At 70.8% G+C, this 21,780-nt stretch carries 9 protein-coding genes; all 9 read right to left on the bottom strand.

All coding sequences use genetic code 11. The annotated features are described in order from the left end of the window. Positions 1-87 precede the first annotated feature (87 nt). The 9 genes from ACZ561_RS12040 to ACZ561_RS12080 all read right to left on the bottom strand — a co-directional run bounded on the left by ACZ561_RS12040 (position 88) and on the right by ACZ561_RS12080 (position 21,687). Positions 88-1,827, bottom strand: coding sequence for an ABC transporter ATP-binding protein (locus tag ACZ561_RS12040; RefSeq protein WP_470992833.1), 1,740 nt, complete (start codon positions 1,825-1,827; stop codon positions 88-90). Further along, positions 1,824-3,641 (bottom strand): ABC transporter ATP-binding protein, encoded by a 1,818-nt coding sequence (locus ACZ561_RS12045; protein ID WP_470992836.1) that lies wholly within the window; start codon positions 3,639-3,641, stop codon positions 1,824-1,826. The genes ACZ561_RS12040 and ACZ561_RS12045 overlap by 4 nt, the downstream gene beginning before the upstream one ends. 165 nt (positions 3,642-3,806) lie before the next feature. Further along, entirely contained in the window at positions 3,807-4,580 is a 774-nt protein-coding gene (locus tag ACZ561_RS12050) for an SDR family NAD(P)-dependent oxidoreductase (RefSeq protein WP_470992839.1), read from the bottom strand. Beyond that, entirely contained in the window at positions 4,577-6,229 is a 1,653-nt protein-coding gene (locus tag ACZ561_RS12055) for a (2,3-dihydroxybenzoyl)adenylate synthase (RefSeq protein ID WP_470992842.1), read from the bottom strand. Before ACZ561_RS12055 ends, ACZ561_RS12050 begins: the two co-directional genes overlap by 4 nt. 12 nt (positions 6,230-6,241) lie before the next feature. Next, positions 6,242-7,042 carry a thioesterase II family protein gene (locus tag ACZ561_RS12060; RefSeq protein ID WP_470992845.1) on the bottom strand — a complete coding sequence of 267 codons (801 nt, stop codon included), beginning with the start codon at positions 7,040-7,042 and terminating at the stop codon, positions 6,242-6,244. Beyond that, on the bottom strand, positions 7,039-8,169 hold the full coding sequence (locus ACZ561_RS12065) for a saccharopine dehydrogenase NADP-binding domain-containing protein (protein ID WP_470992848.1): 1,131 nt from the start codon (positions 8,167-8,169) through the stop codon (positions 7,039-7,041). The genes ACZ561_RS12060 and ACZ561_RS12065 overlap by 4 nt, the downstream gene beginning before the upstream one ends. Beyond that, the gene (locus ACZ561_RS12070) at positions 8,166-12,308 is read right to left on the bottom strand and encodes a non-ribosomal peptide synthetase (protein ID WP_470992851.1); all 4,143 of its coding nucleotides are present in this window, start codon (positions 12,306-12,308) and stop codon (positions 8,166-8,168) included. Before ACZ561_RS12070 ends, ACZ561_RS12065 begins: the two co-directional genes overlap by 4 nt. Further along, entirely contained in the window at positions 12,305-20,125 is a 7,821-nt protein-coding gene (locus ACZ561_RS12075; RefSeq protein ID WP_470992854.1) for an amino acid adenylation domain-containing protein, read from the bottom strand. The genes ACZ561_RS12070 and ACZ561_RS12075 overlap by 4 nt, the downstream gene beginning before the upstream one ends. Continuing rightward, positions 20,077-21,687 (bottom strand): NAD(P)/FAD-dependent oxidoreductase, encoded by a 1,611-nt coding sequence (locus tag ACZ561_RS12080; RefSeq protein ID WP_470992857.1) that lies wholly within the window; start codon positions 21,685-21,687, stop codon positions 20,077-20,079. The genes ACZ561_RS12075 and ACZ561_RS12080 overlap by 49 nt, the downstream gene beginning before the upstream one ends. Between the last annotated feature and the right edge of the window lie 93 nt (positions 21,688-21,780).

The following is a 21,780-nucleotide window of genomic DNA, read 5'->3' on the forward strand; positions in this document are numbered from 1 at the left end:
AACAGGAAAGTGGGATGGGGAACGTGCGAGGGGGACACGGGCGGCGCCGGCGTGGGCGCCGCCCGTGTCGGGGCGGGGAGCCGCCGTTCAGCGAACCCCCGCGGACTTGGCCAGGTGCCAGCCCTGCGCACGGCGGCGTTCCCGCCAGAAGTGCGCGTACCGGCCGTCGCGTGCGACGAGGTCGTCGTGGACGCCCTCCTCCACGACCCTGCCCTCGCCGAGCACGACGATGTGGTCCGCCTCGCGCAAGGTGTGCAGCCGGTGCGCGATCACCAGGACGGTGCGGTCCCGCGCCAGTGCCGACATCGCCTCTTGCAGGGCGTGCTCGTTCTCGGCGTCCAGCGCCGCGGTCGCCTCGTCGAACAGCACGATCGGGGTGTCCTTGAGCAGTGCGCGCGCCATCGAGATGCGCTGCCGCTCACCGCCGGAGAGCCGGCTGCCGCCCTCTCCGACAGGTGCTTCCCAGCCGCCCGGCAGCCGGTCGGCGATCTGGTCGACGCGCGCCGTGCGGGCCGCCGCGTAGACCTCCTCGTCGGTCGCGTCGGGCCTGCCGAGTCGTACGTTCTCCAGGATCGTTCCGTCGAAGAGGTAGACGTCCTGGAACACGGCCGAGATGACGGACGTGAGGTCCTCGGACCGCATCTCGCGCACGTCCACGCCGCCGACCCGCACCGCACCGGCGTCCGGGTCGAAGAACCGCGCGATCAGCCTGATCACGGTCGTCTTGCCGGCGCCGGACGGACCCACCAGCGCGGTCATCCGGCCCTGCGGCACCCGCATCGACAGTCCGTCCAGGACCGTGGAGCCGTTGTAGCCGAAGCGCACGTCGTCGAGTTCGATGTCGGCGCCGTCTGCCCGCCGCGACGTGCGCGGTTCGGGCAGCGTCTCCGTGTCGATGAGTTCGTTGATCTCGGTCAGCGCGTTCTCGGCCACCCGGATCGCGCCGCCCAGTTCGGAGGTGAGCATGATGGGCTCGACGAACCGGGCCGACAGCACCAGCAGCGCGATGAACTCGGCCGCCTCCAGCGATCCGCCCAGCGCCAGGCGGGTTCCGAGGGCCAGCAGCACGATGAACGACGCCTGCGCGATGAAGGCGAGCCAGACCAGACCGGGCATGCCGGCGCGCAGCATGCGCCGGCCTGCCGCGTGCTGCGCGACCAGCGAGTCGTCGAGCGCGGCGTGTCCCTGCGTCGTACGGCCGAAGGCCCGAAGGACCGGCTGGGCGCGGGCGAACTCCACGATCCGTACGGCGGCGTCGGCGTGGATGCGGTCCGCCTCCTGGTCGGCCGCCGCCATGCCGCGGCCCGCCACCCGGTACACCAGCGCCACGGCGATCCCGGCGACGGTCATCGACAGGGCCAGCCGCCAGTCGAACAGGAACATCGCCAGCACGACGACGGCAGGCGTGACGAAGGTGTCGACCAACTGGTGCAGCAGATGGGCGGGCACGCCCATGATGTCGACCACGCGCTGTGAGGCCAGGCGCCCGAGTCCGCCGACGCGGTCGGGGGTGAACCACGCCAGCGGGAGCTGGGCGACCTTGTCTCCGATCCGGTGGTGCAGGTCGCGGCTCATGGCCGCGCCCGTGCCGTAGCCGGCGAGTGTCGCCGGGTAACTCACCGCCGCGTAGCCGAGCCACAGCACCGCGAGGGTGATCACCCACGGCCAGGCCCGTCCCGGTTCGTCGCCGAGCAGTTCACGCAGGGCGGGGACGAGCATGACGAACGCGACGCCCTGGAGTACGGCGGCGACGGTGAACCAGGCCAGCAGCCGGCGCAGCGCGCGGTCGTGCTTCGGGCCCAGTGCGGTGAACAGTCGACGAATCATCGCCCCTCCTCCTTCACGATGCCGGCGCCGGCGTAGGCGTCGTCGCCGTCGTCGTCCTCGACGCCGGCCTGCTCCTGCAGGCTCCACAGCCGCGCGTACCGGCCACCGGCGGCGAGCAGTTCCTCGTGTGTGCCCTGCTCGACCATCCGGCCCTGCTCGAGCACCACGATGCGGTCGACGCCGACCACCGAGGCCAGCCGGTGCGCGACGACGAGCACGGTGCGCCCGACGGCCAGCTCCGACAGCGCGTCCTGGATCTGCGCCTCCGATTCGGGGTCGGCGTGGGCGGTCGCCTCGTCGAGCACCACGATCGGGGTGTCCGCGAGAATCGCCCGGGCGATGGAGATCCGCTGTGCCTCGCCGCCGGAGAAGCGGACGTCCGTGCCCACCATCGAGTCGTAGCCACCCGGCAGTTCCTCGATGCGCCGGTCGATGGCCGCCGCGCGAGCGGCGCGGCGCACCGTCTCCTCGTCCGCGTCGGGACGCGCGAGCCGGATGTTGTCCCGCACACTGGCGTCCAGCAGCTGGACGTCCTGCAGGACGAACGACACCAGCCGGTACAGCTGGTCCGGGTCGATGTCGCGCAGATCCACGCCGCCGACCCTCACCGTGCCCGCGGTCGGGTCGAAGAACCGGGGCAGGAGCTTCGCGAGTGTCGTCTTGCCCGAACCCGAGCTCCCCACGAGGGCGGTCACGCTGCCGGGTTCGAGGGCCAGGTCGATGCCGCTGAGGACCGGTCGGTCGGTGTCGTAGGCGAACTCGACACCGGACAGCTCCACTCGGACACCGCCGTCGGTCTCCGGCCGCTGCGGCGAGTCGGGGATCGCGAGTTCCGGCGCGGCGAGCAGGGCGCCCACGCGCTTGGCGGCCGACCCGGCCATCTCCATGTCGTGGCCGTGGAAGTCAAGCGCCTGCAGGGGTGCGGCCACGCTCAGGCCCAGGATGGCGAACGGCAGCAGGTCGAGCGGGTCCAGGGAACCGGACGAGACGAGCGCCGTGCCGCCGACCAGCACGGTGAGCAGAATGGTGACCGGTCCGAGGATCAGTGCCGAGGCCGCGGTTGCCCGGTAGCCCTTGGAGATCCAGGCGATGAAGAACGTCGTGAAGTCGTCGGCGGCCTGCGCGTACTGACGGTGCGCCCGCCGGGCCTGGCCGAACATCTTGACCACGGCGATGCCCTCGACGAACTCGATGACCCTGGAGACGATGCGCTCCTGGGCCTGCTCGTAGGCGGCGGTCTGCGCGTCCAGGCTCACCATCATCTTGATGAACAGCCCGATTCCGATCACCAGCGGGATCATGAGGATCAACGCCATCCGCCAGTCCACCACGAAGAGATAGACCAGGGTCGCCAGCGGGGTGACCACGCTCGCGGTGAGGTTCAGCAAGGAGTGGGCCACCAGATGGTGCATCGTGTCCACGTCGTGCTGGACCGCTTTCCCGATTCCGCCGGCTCCGCGATCGGTGAACCAGCCCAGTGGCACCCGGCCGAGCCGGTCGACCAGTCGGCGTCGCACCGAGAGCTGGAAGTCCAGGTCGGCGGCGTGGGCGATCGCTCCGGCCGCGGTGTTCAGCGCCAGCCACAGCATCAGCGCGCCGCCCGCAAGGGCGGCGACGGTCCATGCCGCGCCTTTGTCGACCGGGCCCTCCGCCAGGAGCACCCTCGCCAGTTCCGCCACCGCGGCGAACGGCACCACGGCGACCACCGCCGCGACGGCCTGCAGCCCGATCGCCGCGCCCAGCCTCGACTTGACGGGGCGCAATAACTCTCCGAGACCCACTGCTTCCAACGGTTGCGCCTGCTCCGATTTCATCGCGTCCCTGTCACCTTCCGTCGACTTCGGCCCCCCGCTCCGGCCAGCCGCCAGAACAGTTGGAGCTCGTGGACATGGGCCTGCCGGTCCCATGTCCACGTCACCAACCTACCAAGAAACAGGCTGATTAACCCGTTTCGTTTTTCCGTGCCGTTCTCCCTCCGCCTACCGGGTGATCGACAGGCCGCCGTCGAAGGGGATCACCGTGCCGGTCAGGTACGCCGAGCCCCGGGAACCCAGGAACTGGATGATGCCCGCGAGGTCGTCAAGACCGCCGGGCCGGCGCATGGGTGAGCTCAGGCCGATCTCGGCAGCCAGCGATTCCTGCAGCATGTCCGACTCGAAGGGGCCGAGCGCGATGGCGTTGACCGCGATGCGCGGAGCGAGCCGGCCGGCCAGGTGCCCGGTCAGGTGGTGCATGGCGGCCTTGCTCGCCGCGTAGGAGTAGATCTCGGCCGACGGTACGTGCAGCCCGTCCACGGAGCCGATGTTGACGACGCGGGCCGGGTCGCCCGCGACCGCGGCCGACTCCAGCAGTGGCCGGAGGAACCTGACCAGATGGAAGACGGCCTTCAGGTTCACCTGGAGCGCCGAGTCCCAGGCCGCGTCGTCGAAATCGTCCAGCGGCGCCGTGTGCAGGACGGCTGCGTTGTTCACCAACAGGTGCAGCCGGTCGACGTGTTCGCCGAGCTGGTCCGCGAGCGCGCGACAGTCGTCCTCCGACGCCAGACCGCCGGCGAGCGGAACGCAGTCGCCCAGCAGCGAGAGCCGGGCGGCCGTCTTCTCGGCCGCCGCCATGTCGCGAGAGGTCAGGTACACCGTCGCGCCCGCCTCGACCAGGGCCTGAGCGATCAGCGCACCGACGCCCTTCGCCGCCCCGGTGACCAGCGCGGACTTGCCTCGGACCGAGAACAGCCCGGAGGGATCCTCGTACGTCATGATGTGCGTCCTTCCTTGACCGCCAGCTCCGCGGCACGCTTCCGCAGCTCCTTCTTGTCGATCTTTCCGACGGAGGTGAGAGGCATGGCGTCGATGAATGCGAACCGGTCCGGGATCTTGTAGGCCGCCAGACCGCGGTCGCGGAGGTGCAGTTTGAGTACGCGGCTCTTCAGCCCGTCCTCGTACGCGACGACGAAGGCGCAGATCCGTTCGCCCAGCCCGTCGTCGGGTTCCGCGACGACGGCCACGTCATGCACGGCCGGGTGGGTCGCCAGCTGCTCCTCGATCTCGTCGGCCGCGACCTTGTCGCCGCCGCGGTTGACGAGGTCCTTGGCCCGGTCGACCACGACGAGGTGGCCGGACGGCAGACGGCGCACGATGTCGCCCGTGCGGTAGAAGCCGTCGGCGGTGAAGGCACGCGCGTTGTGCTCGTCCGCGCAGAAGTAGCCGCGGATCGTGTACGGCCCCCGGGTGAGCAGGTGTCCCGGCTCGCCGTCCGGTACGGGGCGGTCCTCGTCGTCCACGACCGCGATCTCGTCGGCCGCCGACATCGGGACGCCCTGCGTCGTCTCCACGAGCTCGTCCGGGTCGTCCAGCCGCGTGTAGCAGATCAGGCCTTCCGCCATGCCGAACACCTGCTGGAGCCGGCAGCCCAGGACCGGCCGGACCCTGGCCGCGGCGGACGGTCCGAGGCGGGCGCCGCCGACCTGGAGGACCCGCAGGCTCGACAGGTCGTGCCGGGTGTCCTTGGCTGCGTCGAGCCACAGCAGCGCGATGGGCGGGACCACCGCGGTGACGGTCACCCCGTACCGCTCGATCAGGGGAAAGACATCGCCGTCGCTCGGGCCCGGCGCCAGGACCACGGTCGCCCCGCTGTCCAGCGCCCCCAGGACACCCGGTGCGCAGAGCGGGAAGTTGTGCGCGGCGGGCAGCGCGCACAGATAGACGTCGTCCACGTCGAGCGGGCAGGCCATGACGCTCGCTCGCGCGTTGTACAGGTAGTCGTCGTGGGTACGCGGGATCAGCTTCGGGACCGCGGTTGTTCCACCCGACAGCTGCAGTACCGCGGGAGACCCGGGATCGGGTTCCGGCAGGGGCACCGGATCGGCGAAGAGCCCGGACAGCGCGCGGTGGCCCCCGGGATCGCCGTCCACGACGATCGTGCGCAGCGTCGGACACTCCGCCCGGACCCGCTCGGCCATCACCCGGTAGTCGAACCCCGACCGCTGGTCCGGAATGACCATCGCCACGGCCCCACTCTGCCGGCACAACTGCGTGATCTCGTGCTCTCGGTGCGCAGGCTGGGCCAGGACCGGCACCGCGCCGACCCTGAACAGGGCGAAGCAGACGAGCACGAACGCGGCGGTGTTGGGTAGTTGGACGAGCACGCGCTCGCCCGCGGCTGCCGTCCCCTCCTTGTGCAGCCCTGCCGCGAGGCGGTCGACCTCGGCGTCCAGCTCGGCGTAGGTCCAGCTGTTCGGGCCGTCGACCAGCGCCGTACGGGCGCCGTGCCGGGCTGCGGAGTCACGCAGCATGCGGCCGAGCGAGATGCCGCTCCACAGCCCGTCGGCGCGGTACTTCGCGGCCAGGTCCTCGGGCCACGGCGTGAACTCGCGCTGCCGCGACACTTCACTCACCAGTGCATTCATCGTCGATCCTCTTCAGGGGGTGGAGGGCCAGCTGGGCGGGTCGACGCGCAGCGCCGTCACCAGCCACCGCACGAACTCACGGTCCTGGTCGACCAGGTGGAAGTGACCGCCGGGCATCTCCCGCAGCTCGAAATCCCCCGTGGTGCAGTCGCTCCAGCCGCGGGCCTCGTCCGCGTCCACCTCTCGGTCGTCGAGGTTGATCACCGCTGCGATCGGGGTGTGGACCAGGCCGGGCGAGGCCGGGCGGTACGTCTCGATGAGCCGGTAGTCCGCCCGGATGGTGGGCAGCACCAGCTGGCGGATCGCCGGGTCCTCGAACCGGGCGGCCGAGGCGGCGTTCAAGCCGACCACGTCGGCGATCAGCCCCTCGTCGTCCATCCGGTGCACCGTGTTGGGCCGTTGCCGGTGGGGGGCCGGATGAGCGGAGAGGATCAGCCGCGTGAGGTTCTTGCCTCGCCGCTCAAGCCGCCGCGTGACCTCGTAGGCGACCGCGGCGCCCATGCTGTGCCCGAAGACGGCCGTGGGCCGGTCGACGGCCGGTGTCAGCGCCGCGGCGAACTCGTCCGCCAGCTGTTCGAGGGTGTCCGGCAGGGACTCGCCGAGGCGGTCCTCCCGGTCCGGGTAGCGGGCGATGACGAGTTCGACCCAGTCCGGGAAGTGCTGCACCCAGCGCTGGTAGAAGCTGGCGCCGCCTCCGGCGTGCGGGAAGCACACCAGTCGCAGCCGCGCCGTCGGACGCGGACGGTACACGCGGTAGCAGTCGTCGTAGCGGACTGCCCTGCCCTGCCGTGTCGTCAGATCCGTGCCGTTCATATCGCTCCTTCGTCCTGCGGAACCAGTTGTTCGAGCGGGACGTCGTGGACGCTCAGTTGCGCGACGCCCGGGTCTCCGGCCAGGGCCGCGCCGGCGCGCGACGCGTCCAGTACGTCGGCGGCGAAGTGCACGCCCGCCGGGACGTGGTCGCGTACCACTTCGTCCACGGCCACCGCCGCGGCAGCGGCGACGAGTTCCGCGGCGCCGGTGGCCCTCAGCACCAGCGAGCGGGTCATCGACCCGCCGTCTCCGCGCCCGTCGAGCTGGCAGAGCAGGACGACCTGCGGGGTCCGGCCCAGCAGGTCGAACTCCGCCGCGCGGCAGAGCCGTTCCGCCGCCGCTGCCAGGCCGTCCTCCGTGAGTCCGGGCAGCCCGCCGAGCACGGCCGAGGTCTGCCCCTCGAACAGCACGCTGTACCAGTCGCCGTCGCGAAGGCCGAGCCGCAGCGCGGTCCGGCGCGCCTCCGGCGACAGGTAGGGGTGAACCGTCATCGCGTCGGTGAATCCGGGCAGGGCGCGGTCGGCCGCGCGCCGCGCCGCGCCCGAACGCGGTTCCCCGGAACGCCAGGCCGCGAACGACTCGTCGCCGCCCTCGGCGATGCCCGCGACGAAGTCGTAGGCGCCGGCCCGGCCGATCCGGTCCCGGACGGCGTGGTACACGGTGAGGCGGTCCACGTCCGTGAACCCGAGACCCGCGAGATAGCGCGGGAGCAGCCCGGTCAGACCGGGAATCATCCCTGCGGAGAGCAGCACGCTGCCCGTGTCCACCGCCGACGAGCGAGTCATCCGCTCGTACACGGGGTCGTCGCCACCGACGTCGACGTACCGCGCACCGCCCCTGACCGCCGCCATCGCGACGCGGTCCATGAGCAGCCGGGACGGGCCGGCGCAGTTGACCACCACATCGGAAGCGGCGCAGAAGTCACGCAGCGACGCCGGGTCGTCGGCGTCGGCCGCGACGGCGTGTCCTTCGCCCTGGAGCACTCCGGCGACCACGGCCTCCGCCGCCGCCACGTCGCGGCCTCCGATCAGCACCTCACCGACGCCGCGTGCCCGGAGTCTCGCCGCCACCTCCCGGCCGACGGCGCCGGCTCCGCCGAGCAGCCCGATCCTCGGCGCCCGGCTCACCGGTCCCGCCCTTCCAGCAGGGCGGCCAGGGCCGCCATCGCCGACTGCCGCTGCTGCGGGACCGTCCGGAGATCGACGCAGCCGGCGTCGGTCAACTCCGCGGCCAGTGCCTTGCCCAGCGGATGCGGCACCGCGCCGGTGTCGATCACACGCACCAGCCCCGGATACGGCTGCGGATCGTGCCCGCGCAGGGCCCGCACCGTCTTGCGGAACAGGACGAACCGGGTACCGATCGGCGTCCGCGAACGGAAACCGGCGGCGCGGCCCAGCGCGTCGAGCCGCTCGGAAGGCCGCCGCGCCCGCAGCGGGTGGTCGTCCGGCACCGGTTCGCCCGGCGTGTGCCCGAACTCCTCCGCGCCGAGCCCGATTTCGACCGCGAGCAGGCTTTCGAGCCACAGCTCGTCGGTCACGTGCTCGTCGACCCGGTAGCCGTCGACCAGCACCACCTCGTCGACCTCGGTCCCCAGATCGCGCAGTGTCCGCGCGACCTCGAGTGCGAGAACCGCCGCGGCACCGGCTCCGACCACCGTGACGGCGGTGGGGTTCTCCGCGCGCACCAAGCGCGCGTATCCGGTGGCCCTGCGCTGGATCAGCGCCTCGTCCGGAGTCCGCGTATAGCTGTCGGAGTGACCCGCCGACAGCCCGTAGACCTTGCGCCCGGGATCGAGCAGGCCGGACAGCTCGCTGTACCGGTCGAGTTCGCCGGTGCCGTCGTGCACCAGCAGCACGGCGGGCTCGGTCTCACCGGTGCCCATGCGCCGCAGCGGGGAGACCGTCCTGTCGGCACCCGTCTCCGGCGGTTCCTCGACCTGGGACTGAAGGAACTCGGCCATCGCGGCCACGGTCGGCGTGGGCAGCAGCTGGCGCACCAGGGTGTCGAAGAACATGCCCGCCGCCTGCGGCACGCGTGCCCGCAGCTGTGCGACGAGCTGCGTCGACAGAAGCGAGTTGCCGCCGAGCACGAAGAAGTCGTCGTCGCGCCCCACACGCTCGACCTGGAGGATCTCGGCCCACAGGTCCGCGAGTACGGTCTCCAGCCCTTCGCGGGGCGCTTCGCCGCCGGCCGCCGGGGCGCTGCCCGGGATCTCGGCCAGCTCGGCGGTCAGCGCACGCCGGTCGATCTTGCCGTTCTCCGTGACCGGCAGGCTGGGCATCGTCCGGATCACCGCCGGGCACATGTACTCAGGCAGCAGGTCGCGGAGATGGTCCTCGATCTGCGGTTCACCGGCGTCCTGGCCCGTGGTGTCGTACTCGACGAACGCGACGAGCCGGCGCCGCAGCGCCTCGACGCCGTCCACGAGGACCACCGCGGCACGCACCGTCGGATGGCCGAGCAGGGCCGCTTCCACCTCCGCGAGTTCCACGCGGTGTCCTCGGATTTTGACCTGATGGTCCTCGCGACCGAGGAACTCGATCGCGCCGGTGGGCAGATAGCGGCCGAGGTCACCGGTCCGGTACAGCCTGCGGCCGGTCACCGGGTGGGTGAGGAAGCGTTCGGCGGTGCGCTGCGGGTCGTTGAGGTAACCCTGGGCCAGCCCGTCCCCGCCGATGTAGAGCTCCCCCGCCACCCAGTCGGGGCAGTCCCGGAGCCCCTGGTCGAGGACATGGAACGTCTGATTGCGCAGCGGGTAGCCGTACGGGATGCTCGGCGCGCCGGGGTCGACGTCGCCGATCGGGTAGTGGATCGACCAGATCGACGCCTCGGTGGCGCCGCCCAGCGAGATGAGGCGCAGGCCCGGGATCCGGGCCCGGATCTCGTCGGGGAGATTCACCGGGATCCAGTCGCCGGACAGCAGGGCCAGGCGAAGCGAGCCGTTGCCGAGGCCGGGGTGCGAGGCCAGATAGTGCCCGAGCATCTGCAGTTGCGCGGGTACCGAGTTCCACACGGTCACTTCGTGGCGTTCGATCAGCTCGGCCCAGTGCCCGGGGTCGCCGCGGCGGTCCGGTGCGGGCAGCACCAGCACGCCGCCGATGCCGAGTGGTCCGAAGATGTCGTACACCGACAGGTCGAAGCTGAGGTTCGCCAGCCCGAGCACGCGGTCGGCGGGTTCGATCCCGAAGCGTTCGTTCATGTCCGCGACCGTGTTCGCCGCGGCCTGGTGGGTGATCACCACGCCCTTGGGCGTGCCCGTCGAACCCGAGGTGTAGATGACGTAGGCGACGTCGCCGGGGCCGACCCGGCGCTCGGTGCTGTCCGGGAGGCCGGCGTCGGCGGGCAACGTGTCGAGCGCGATGCCCCGCACCCGTTCCGGCAAGGTGTCGTCGGCGCGGGCACAGACGAGGAACCGTGCTCCGGAGTCCCGGAGGATGACGTCGCGCCGCGCGGTCGGCTGCCCCATGTCGATCGGCAGGTACACACCGCCGGCCGCGAGGATGCCGAGCACCGCCGCGATCTGGTCGAGCCCCTTGTCCAGGGCGACGGCCACGATGTCGCCCGGTGTGGCGCCCGCCGCGCGCAACGCCGCCTCGACGGCGGTCGCGCGTCCGCAGAGCGCGCGGTAGGTGTGCGCGCCCTCGGCGTCGATGACGGCCGTCCGGTCCGGGTGCCGCCGCGCGGTGGCGAACACCGGCTCGTGCAGAAGGACCGCGGGCAGTTCGCCGGTCGTCGCGTTCACCTCGGCACGCCGTGCGGCCTGTGCCGCGGGCAGCGGGACGGGCTCGGTGTCGGCCCAGGCCGCCGACCCGGTGGCGAGCCGCTCGAGCAGCCCCGCGAAGGCTTCGAACATCGCCTCCACCAGGCCGGGCGGGAAGACGTCGTCGCGGACGTTCCAGTTCAGCAGCAGCGCGCCGTTGCGCTCCATGACCTGGCAGTCGATCCATACCTGGGGCGTCTGGGTGATGCTGAAGCCGACGTCGCCGGCGGCCTGCTCTTCGTGCTCGGATCCGCCGATCGCACTGGTGAACACGACCGGCATGACGGCCTCGTCCCGGCTGCGTCGGCGCATCAGCTCACGGATGACCTCGATGCCCGAGTAGAGCCGGTGGTCCATGTCGTCGAACAGCTGCTGTCCGAGGCGCCGTGCGCGTGCCTCGAACGACTCGCCCTCGCCGGGCCGGACGGCCAGCAGGGTGACGGCGGTGAAGTCGCCGAAGAGCGCCTCCACCTGGGGGTGCAGCGGCAGACGGTTGTGCAGGGTCAGGTTCAGGGTGCACTCGGGACGTCTGCTGAACCGCCCGACGACGTCCGCGAACGCGGCCATGACGGCACCCGACGCCGTCAGTCCGGCGCCACCGGCGCACTCCCTGAACGCAGCCCACTCCGCGGCGTCCAGGCTGCCGACGTGCCGGTGGAAGGTCGGCGCGGCGTCGAGCAGCGTCGTGGTGGGCAGTTCGGGGGCGGGCGGGAGGTCGTCGATGCGGTCCAGCCAGTAGTCGCGGTCCCGCTGGTAGCGCGGGGATTCGAGCAGCGCCCGCTCGGCGAGCACGTAGTCCCGGTAGGTGATGTCGCACGGCGGCAACGCGTACTGCGGGTCCGCCTGCAGCCGGTCCAGCTGGCCCAGGAGGCGCTGGATGCTCGTCCAGTCCGCCATCAGGAAGTCCAGCGACAGGTGCAGGATCGCCCGGTCGGGGGTCTGGGTGACGCGCACCTCGAACAGCGGCCACTCACCCGTCGGGTGGACCTTGTGGCCGAGTTCGTCGCGCTCCTCGCGCAGCCGCGCCTCGACCGCCTCGTCGCTCTCGCCCCGGAGGTCGGAGACCGGGATCCGGTAGTACGGCACCGTGGGAAGCACCTGCTGGTAGCCCTCCTGGTGGACCACCAGCCGCAGCATGTCGTGGTGCTCGATCAGGCGGTTCCAGCCCTGCTCCACCCGTACGGGGTCGAGGGCGGCGTGCTCGACCTCCATGTAGAGGTGGCAGGCGACACCGCCGTACGCGTATCCCTGCTGGCGACCGACCAGGTACGCGGCCTGCACGTCGGTCAGCGGGAACGGCTCGTAGCGGTTCTCGGGATCCGGGACGATGGTGGGCAGTCGGTCGCCGCGCAACTGCTCGAGCAGTTCCTCCTTCGCGGCGCGCATCCGCTCGATGCGGTCGGGCGTCAGGGCACCCTTCGGCGCCCGGTAGCGCAACTGGCCGGCGTCCTCCCACAGTTGCACCCCGGCGGCGGACAATTCGGCGATCAGACCTTCAGCACTCACAGGACACCGTCCTCCATCGAACCGTCTACCGCTCCGGCCGTCTCCAGGCTCGCGTCGATCGACGCGGCGACCGCTGCCACCGTCGGCTCCTGGAACATCTGCCGGAGCACCAGTTCCACACCGAACCGGGCACGAATGGCCTCGGCGAAGCCCGTGGCGGTGAGGCTGTCGCCGCCGAGGGCGAAGAAGTTGTGCGCCCTGCCGACCTGGGGCGCGTGCAGCAACTCCGACCACATCCGCGCCACCGTCTCCTCCATCGGGGTCCTCGGCGCCTCACCTCCGTCGCCCGGGTCGGGCTGTTCGGCGAACAGCTCCCCGATGCGGTTGCGGTCGATCTTGCCGTTGGCGCTGAGCGGCAGCACCGGGAGCATCAGCACCCGTTCGGGCACCATGTGCGCGGGCAGCTGCTCCCTGGCCAGTGCCAGGACCTCGGTCTCCCGGACCACCGGCAGGTCCGCGGCGGTGCGCGCCACCAGCAGCATGAGCGAGGTGTCGTCCCGCTCGGTGATGGCGACGTCGCGGAGCCCGCCCTCCTGGAGGACCTCCGCCCACTCCGCCTTGTCGAGCAGGGGCCCGCCGACCCGCGCCCGCTGTCCGGCGCGGGGCGCGAAACCGTGCTCGATGAGACCGGCGGTCAGCAGACCGATGGGGGCCAGCTCCGAGTGCTCCAGGCCGATCAGGATGCCTCCGGGCACGAGCAGCTGGCGTACCTCGGCCGCGCCCGCGACCGCGTCGGCGTACCGGTGCAGCGAGTTGTTCGCCAGGACGACATCGAACACGTGCCGCGACTCGGACGGCAGGACACCGTCGCGCACCGCACGGAAGTCCGTGCTGTGCGGAAGGTCGGCGAGACGCTCCTCGGCCGACTCCAGCAGCCGCGGCGCGGCATCGAACAGGGTGAACTCGATGCTTCCCGGCGCGACCGTCTCCAGCAGCCGCCGGGCGGCGATGCCCGAGCGGGCGCCCAGCTCGGCGACCCGTACCGGGCGGCCGAGTGCGGCCGCGAGGGCGTTGACGGTGTCCGCCGCACCGCGCAGCGCGCTCTCGGTGTCCGGCCGGTCGGTGACCGCCGCTTCCGGCGACAGCACCGGGTCCTCGAGCAGGACCAGCGGATCGCGTTCACCGCGCAGGATGCCGGCGATCGTCCCGGTCATCTCGGCGAGGCGGTCGGCGGTGGCGCGCACGACGCCGGTGGCCTGCTCCAGGTTGTCCTGCCACGTCCGCGGATCGAGGGCGGTCTGCCAGCGCTGCCCGACGGCGTACGCGTGGTCCTCGCAGGTCAGCACCTCGCGTACGACCAACCAGTCCAGCCAGAGTCGCAGCGCGCCCCGCATCCCTTCGGCGGTGCCGAGGGCGCCGGCCACCTCGTCGAGGGGCGCGGGGGATTCGGTGATCCCCGCCCTGATCACGCCCGCCATGCAGGACTCGATCAGGGCCGCCTCCACCTCCGCGGAATCGGCGGCGCTCTCGGCGGTGATCTCCACCGTGGGTGTCGGGGCGGTCAGGACGTCGGGCGTGGCGGTTGCCCCGGTGGGGTCGGTGACGACGGCGGCGACGAGCTTCTGCTGGTTTCCTGTGCCGATGGTGGCGACCACGGCACGGCCGATGTGCGGGTGGGCCTCCAGTACGGACTCGATCTCACCGAGCTCGATCCGGAAACCCCGGACCTTGACCTGGTGGTCGGCGCGGCCGAGGAACTCCAGGGTGCCGTCGGCCCAGAACCGGCCGAGGTCGCCGGTGCGGTACCAGCGTTCTCCGTCCCGCTGGACGAACTTCTCGGCGGTCTTGGCCGGATCACCGCGGTATCCCTCGGCGACGCCCGTACCACCGATCCACAGCTCGCCGGGGACCCAGTCGGGGCAGTCGCGGCCGGCCTGGTCCACGACGCGGTAGCGCTGGTTCCGCAGGGCGAATCCGTAGGGGATCGATCGCCAGTCCTCGGGGACACGTTCGACCTCGATCGCGTTGGACCAGATCGCTGCTTCCGTGGCACCGCCCATGGCGATGAACCGGCCGTCGGGACAGCGCTCCTTGAAGCGGCCGGGCAGGTCGAGCCCGACCCAGTCACCGGATACCAGGACCAGCCGCAGCCGGTCGTCCAGTGCGCGTGCCTCGGCGACGGATACGTACATGTCGAACAGTGCCGGGACGCTGTTCCAGACCGTCACCTCGTGGCGACGGCACAGCTCGACCCAGCGCTGGGCCTCGCGCCGGTCGCCCTCCTCGATGAGTACCAGCGCGCCGCCGACGGCCAGCAGTCCGAACATGTCGTAGACCGACAGGTCGAAGTCGGCCGCGGACACGGCCAGTACCCGGTCGTCGGCTCCGATGTCGAAGCGCTCGTTGATGTCCTCGACGGTGTTGACCGCCGCTCGGTGGGAGACCTCCACGCCCTTGGGCAGGCCCGTCGACCCCGATGTGAAGATCACATACGCCGTGTCCGACACCTCGCGAGCCACCGGTGCCGACAGGCCGACCGACGTGGAGCCCAGCTCTCCCGGTTCCAGGACCTGTACACCGGACGGCCAGGAGCCGTCGGCCGCGTCGACGAGCGCGTACCGTGCACCGGCGGCCTCGAGTATCAGCGACCGGCGGGCCGCAGGCTGGTCCACGCCGACCGGCACGTACACGCCGCCCGCGGCCAGCACTCCCAGGATCGCGGCGATCTGGCCCGGTCCCTTCGGGACCGTCACCGCGACCGCGTCGCCGGGCTCGACACCGTGGGCCGTCAGCCCGCCGGCGATCCGCAGCGCCCGTTCGGCAAGCTCGCCGTACGACAGTTCGCCGTCCTCACCCCACACCAGAGCAGCCCGGCCGGGCTCCGCGGACACCCGCTCGAAGAACCCCTGATGCAGCAGACGGCCACTCTCCGGGGCGCCGGTCTCGCTCACCCGCGCACGCACAGCGAGCTGCCCGGCCGGCAGCCTCACCGGAGCGGCCTGCGACCAGTCACCCTCGACCAGCCACTCCAGCACCCCGCAGTACGCCTCGAACATCCCCTCGACAACACCCTCGGGGAACAGGCCCTCCACGAAGTCCCAGTTCAGGTACACGCCGTCGGGGTGCTCGCGGACCTGGTGGTCGAGCCAGACCTGTGGCGTCTGGGAGATGCCCCAGCAGATCTCGGCGTGCTTGTCGGCCCCCAGGCCGGGCAGGCCCTCGACGATGCCCAGGGCGCTGGTGAAGACCAGCGGCATGCTGACCTCCGCCGCGCCGGCCCGGCGCGCCATCTCCCGCAGCACCCAGGTGGCGGGTACGGCCTGGTGGTCGAGGTCCTGCCACATCTGCTCCTGCAGCGCGCGGGCCCTGTCCAGCAGTCCGGAGCCGGGCTCGGGCCGGTAGGAGACCAGCAGCAGCGAGGTGAAGTCGCCGAGGATGTTGTTGATGTCGGGGTGCACGTCGCGGCGCTGGAACGTGGTCAGCACCAGCGTCATGTCCGGGCGGGTGCTCCAGGCGCCGAGGACCTCCGCGTAGCAGGCCAGCAGCAGCGCCGACGGCGTCAGCTCGTACTGACGCGCCCGCTCGGTGATCCGGGCCCACCGGTCGGCATCCAGCCAGATGTCGTCACGTGCGAACCGGGGCTGCTCGATGCGCGCGGGGTCGGTGGCCAGCGGCAGCTGCGGGGCGGGCGGCAGGTCGTCCAGACGGGACAGCCAGTACTCGCGGGCCGCCTCGACCTCCGCCTGCGGGGGCTGCGCGTTGAGCTGGTAGTCGCGGAACGACACGCCGACCGGGCGCAGCGTCGCCTCCGGGTCCCGGTACAGCTGCTCCAGCTCCGTCGTGAGGATCAGCACGCTGAGCGCGTCGAGGATCAGGTTGTCCAGGCCCACACCGATGCGCGTCCGGTCGCCGTACCGCACCGCGCGCACGTCGAACAGGGGCCAGACGGTGGGGTCGAAGACGCGATGCGACATCGTGTCGCGCAGCGCCTCCAGTTCCTCGTCGCCGCTCGTCGCCGCGTTCTCGACGGGGATGGTGAAGCGGGGTACGGACGGCTGTATCCGCTGCATGCCCTGGTCGTCGAAGACCGCACGGAGGATCTCGTGTCGGTCGATGAGGACGTTCCAGGCCCGCTCCAGCCTGTCGAGGTCGACGTCGGTGCCGTCGAACTCGGTGTAGAAGTGGCAGCCGACACCGCCCAGGGTGAACTCGGGACGGCGGCCGAACCAGTACGCGCGCTGGACGTCGGTGGCCGGGAAGGGCTCGTACCTGGCCGCCTCGTCGGCGTCGAACGGTGTGGCAGCCGTGCTGGAGTCGTCGAACCGGAGGAGTGCGGCGAAGTCGGCCAGCACCGGGTGGGCGAACAGCAGCCGCAGTTCCGCGCCGGCGATCCCCTCGGATATCAGGCCGGCGATCAGCCGGGTTCCGATGAGGCTGTCACCGCCGCAGTGGAAGAAGTTGTCCGTACGATGCAGCTGCTCCAGGGACAGCAGCTTGGTCCAGAGCCGGGCGACCGCCTCCTCCATCGGTCCGCTCGGAGGTTCGGCGACGACGGCCGCGGCGACCTCGTGCTCGGCGAGTTCGGCGAGTTCCGCGACGACCCTCGAGCGATCCACCTTGCCGTTCGCCGTCAACGGAAGGTCCGCGGTGACGACCAGCCGCTCCGGCACCATGTGACCGGGCAGCCTGTCGCCGGTCCAGTCGCGCACCGCGTCCACGTCCACCGCTTCGCCGTCGGGGTGGGTGACGGCGGCGACGATCTTCTGCTGGGTACCGGTGCCGACGGCGGCGACCACGGCACGGCCGATGTGCGGATGAGCCTCCAGTACGGACTCGATCTCACCGAGCTCGATCCGGAATCCCCGGACCTTCACCTGGTGATCGGCACGCCCGAGGAACTCCAGCGTCCCGTCCGACCAGAACCGCCCCAGGTCACCCGTGCGATACCACCGCACACCGTCCCGCACGAGGAACTTCTCCGCCGTCTTCGCCGGATCACCGCGATATCCCTCGGCGACTCCCACCCCACCGATCCACAGCTCACCCGGCACCCAGTCCGGGCAGTCCCGGCCGGCCTCGTCCACCACCCGATACCGCTGATTGCGTAACGCGAACCCGTACGGAATCGAACGCCACACCTCCGGCACCCGGTCGACCTCCAGCGCGTTCGACCAGATCGCGGCCTCCGTCGCACCACCCATCGCGACGAAACGACCCTCCGGACATCGCGCCTTGAAACGACCCGGCAGATCCAGACCCACCCAGTCACCCGAGACCAGCACCAGCCGCAACCGGTCGTCCAGCGCCTGCGCCTCGGCCACCGACACATACATGTCGAACAACGCCGGCACGCTGTTCCACACCGTCACACCGTGACGACGGCACAACTCCACCCACCGCTGCGCCTCACGCCGATCACCCTCCTCGATCAGTACCAACGCGCCACCGACGGCCAGCAGGCCGAACATGTCGTACACCGACAGATCGAAATCGGCCGCCGACACCGCCAGAACCCGGTCCTCAGCACCCACACCGAACCGGTCATTGATGTCCTCGACCGTATTCACCGCCGCCCGGTGCGACACCTCCACACCCTTCGGCCGGCCCGTCGACCCGGACGTGAAGATCACATACGCCGAATCCGACACCCCACGACCCACCGGCGCCGGCAACCCGGCCGACGCCACCAACTCCCCGTACTCCCACACCCGTACATCCGACGGCCACTCCCCGACCGCCCCGTCCACCACCGCATGACGGACACCCGCGGCCTCGAGCATCAACGCCCGACGCACCGCGGGCTGATCCACACCGACCGGCACATACACAGCACCCGCCGCCAGCACACCCAAGATCGCAGCAACCTGCTCCGGCCCCTTCCCGGCCGTCACCGCCACCGCATCGCCCGGCGACACCCCACCGGCCACCAACCCGCCGGCCACCCGCAACGCACGCCCGGCAAGCTCCCCGTACGACAACTCACCGTCCTCACCCCACGCCAGGGCAACCCGGCCAGGCTCCACACCGGCCCGCTCGAAAAAGCCCTCATGGAGCAACCGGCCGCTCTCCGGCGCACCCGTGTCCCCCACTCGAGCACGCACCGCTTGCTGCCCCGCCGGCAGACCCACCGGAGCGGCAGCCGACCAGTCACCCTCGACCAACCACTCCAACACCCCGCAGTACGCCTCGAACATCCCCTCCACGACACCCTCGGGGAACAACCCCTCCACGAAATCCCAGTTCAGATAGACGCCGTTGTCCATGTCCATGAGCTGGTGGTCGAGCCATACCTGCGGAGTCTGCGTGATCGAGTACCCGAGTTCACCGAAGGATTGACGGAAGCGCCCGCTCAGCAGCTCTCCGCCACCTGCGTTGCTGGCGAAGACGACCGGGGCGGTCTGCGCCTCCAGGTCCGTGTGGCGTGAAATGTCGCGGAGGACTTCGACAGCGGAGTACGCGCTGTGGGAGATGTCGCTCTGGAACCGCTGCTGCACCGCGCGCACGCGGTCGAGGAACGAGTCACCGGACAGCTCGACGTCGAGCAGCACCAGATTGGTGAAGTCGGCAATCATGCCGGCGACATCGTCGTGCAGCGCGACCCGGTCGAACAGCGGCAGATTCAACAGCAGCCGCGACTGACCGCTCCAGCGTCCGAGGATCTCGGCGAACGCCGTGGCCAGCACCATGGCAGGGGTGACCTGGTTGCGCCGCGACAGCTGCACGAGGCGCTCGAAGCTCTCGGGCTCGAGCCGGTGCTCCAGGCGCCGGAAGACCGGCCGCTCGATCAGAGCCGGGTCCTGGGCGAGCGGCAGCCGCGGCGCGGAGGGCAGATCGGCCAGGCGTGACAGCCAGTACTCGCGGTCGCGGACGTATGCCGCGCTGCGGGAGCGCCCCAGATCCGCGCGGTACTGGGGGAAGCTGTAGGTCAGGGGCCGCAGGGCCGCGGCGCCGCCGGTGTAGCACACGGCGAGGTCGTCGAGGAAGACGTTGAAGCTGAGGACATCGGCCACGAGCAGGTCCAGCTCGATGTGCAGGCGCGTCCGGCCGCCCGGCAGCAGCGACAGCCGTACGTCGAACACCTCACCCCGCTCCACGGCGAGCCTGCGGTGCGACAGTCGGCCGCGGATCCGCGTCAGCTCGCGATCCGTCGCGGCCTCGTCGAGGTCACGCAGGTCGTTCCGGGTCAGCCCGGTCCATGCCGCCTTCGGCATGATCTGCTGGGTCCCGTCCTCCAGGAAGCGCGCCCTCAGCATCGGATGCCGTTCCGTCAGCGCGGACACCGCCCGCTCCAGGCGGTCCGCGTCCACGCCGGCCCCGTCGACCTCGAGATAGATGTGGCAGCCCACGCCGCCGAGCACCTGGCCGTCGGTGCGCCCCACCCAGTAGGCGTGCTGGACCGGGCTCAGCTCGAACGGTGCGCCCGGGTCGACATCCACCGCCGTGTCCTCGGCGGGAACGATCGCCGTGCACTCGCTCAGGAGGTCCCACCACTCCGCGATCGTCGCATGGGCGAACAGTTCGCCGACGGTAATGTCGAGCCCTTCGCGGTTCCACAGACTGACAACACGCATGACGCCGATCGAATCAATTCCGTACTCGATCAGATTCTCATGCTCGTCGAGGTCTTCGGGATTCTCCCCCAACAGGGCGGCAACCAGGGAAAGCAACTCGCTCTTGCTTGCCGGAATTCCCTGCTCAGCGCCACCCGAACCGGAAGGACTCGCGTCAGACATGTTGTTCTCCAGTATGTGAGATTCCCAAAAACCTGCCACGGAACAATGCAAGCCGCCGACCGGACCCGGAGCAGGGCCTGTCCGGCGGACAGGCGCTAGCGGAAGAGGCGCCTGATGTGCTCGGGGGCCTCCTCCTTGCCCCATGCCACGACCTGCTCCATGACGTCGGGTGTGGCGTCGAAGAAGCGATTGTCGGGGTTGCTCAGATCGAGGGGCGCCGGGATGACTTCCGTGTCCCGTACCCGGGCGAGGATCTGCTCGGCGGCGTCCGCGGGCGTCACCTCACCGTCCTCGACCCGCCGGCAGAGTTCCCTCGTGAAGGTGAGGAGACGGACGAGGCCCTGGCCGACAGGCGCGGGCAGCCCCGGCGGATCGGACTTCTCCAGATCCCTCAGGGGCCCGTCGTGCTTGGTCTCCAGGAACAGGCGGTGGGCCCGCTCCAGGGCCATCGACGGCAGGAAGCTGATCGACTTCCAGACCTGGCAGACCGCGTTCCACAGGGCATAGTCGCGGAACCCGACGAAGGAGCTGTAGACCAGGTCGTCGTGGACGTCGAACAGGCCCTGCTGGAGCGCGTCGATGTAGGAGAACCGCTCGGTCGACCAGTCGCCGTCGCGGGACGCCTCGATCAGCCGCCACGCCAGGGCGTTGACGACCTCGAAGGTGTTGTTCAGGCCTCGCGAGTAGAGCGCGTCGATGAACCCCGCCGCGTGCGCGGTCAGGCAGTACCGCTCACCGACCGTCCGCGTCGCGGAGTACTGCAGCCGTCCGGTGCTGACCCAGGGGCGCACCGCCCTGGCGCCGTGGAACTGTTCCGCGATCTGCGGGTACCGCGCCAGGAACGCGTCGAACTCCTCCTGGGCGGAGCGGCCGTCCTTGGGGAAGACCCTCTCGTCCACCGTCAGCCCGACGCTGCACAGCGTGCTGACAGCGCCCTCGTGGTTGTCGAACGGGATCACCCACAGCCAGCCGCCGTCGAAGACGTGGTGCAGGGTGCCGGCGTGCCAGGGGCTGGGCTGGTTGTGCCCCTTCGCTCCCTCGCAGTCGTCGTACGGCTTCACGCCCACCATGTGGGTGAACAGACTGCGTGAGTGGTGCCGCGCCCGGGTGGGCTCCTCGCGCAGGCCGAACTTGTCGGCCACCGGCGAACGGAATCCGCTGCCGTCCACCAGGTACTCGGCGTGGAACTCCTCCCCCCGGTCCGACCGCAGCACGACCCCGTCGGGTCCGGTCTCGATGTCCTGGATGCGGGTGCCCAGGCTCGCGTCGGCACCGTAGGCCACGGCCACGTTGAACAGGTAGGCGTCCGTGTCCTGACGGAACAGGTGACTCTCGGTGCTGTGCCAGCTGGGGATCTTCAACTGGTTGACCTGCTCCGGGTCCTGGAGCTTGCCCTCCTGGTGGTACACGAACCCGAAGTTCTGCTTGCGGCCGCTCAGGGGGGAGATCTTCGTCTGGATGCCGCGGAAGCTGGCGAGCGATCCGATCTCGGGCACCTCGTAGCGGTCCGCGATGACCTTGATCATGGTCGAGGTGTACGGGATGGTCGACTCGCCCACCGCGAAGCGCGGGTGCGTGCCCGCGTCGATGACGAGCACTTTCACACCGTGTCTGGCCAGCACCGCGGCGAGCGTCCCACCCGCCATACCCGCACCGAGGATGGCGACGTCGTAACGCTTCGCGTCCCGCTGTCCGTTGTCCGTCATGTTCACAGTTCGCCTTTCGGAGCAGTACCTGGCCGGTGTTCTGGTAGGGGGCTGCGGAGTTCTCGCCCGATCGCGTCCTGCGGCACCGGGAGC

This window comes from Streptomyces sp. NPDC039609 (assembly GCF_055596705.1).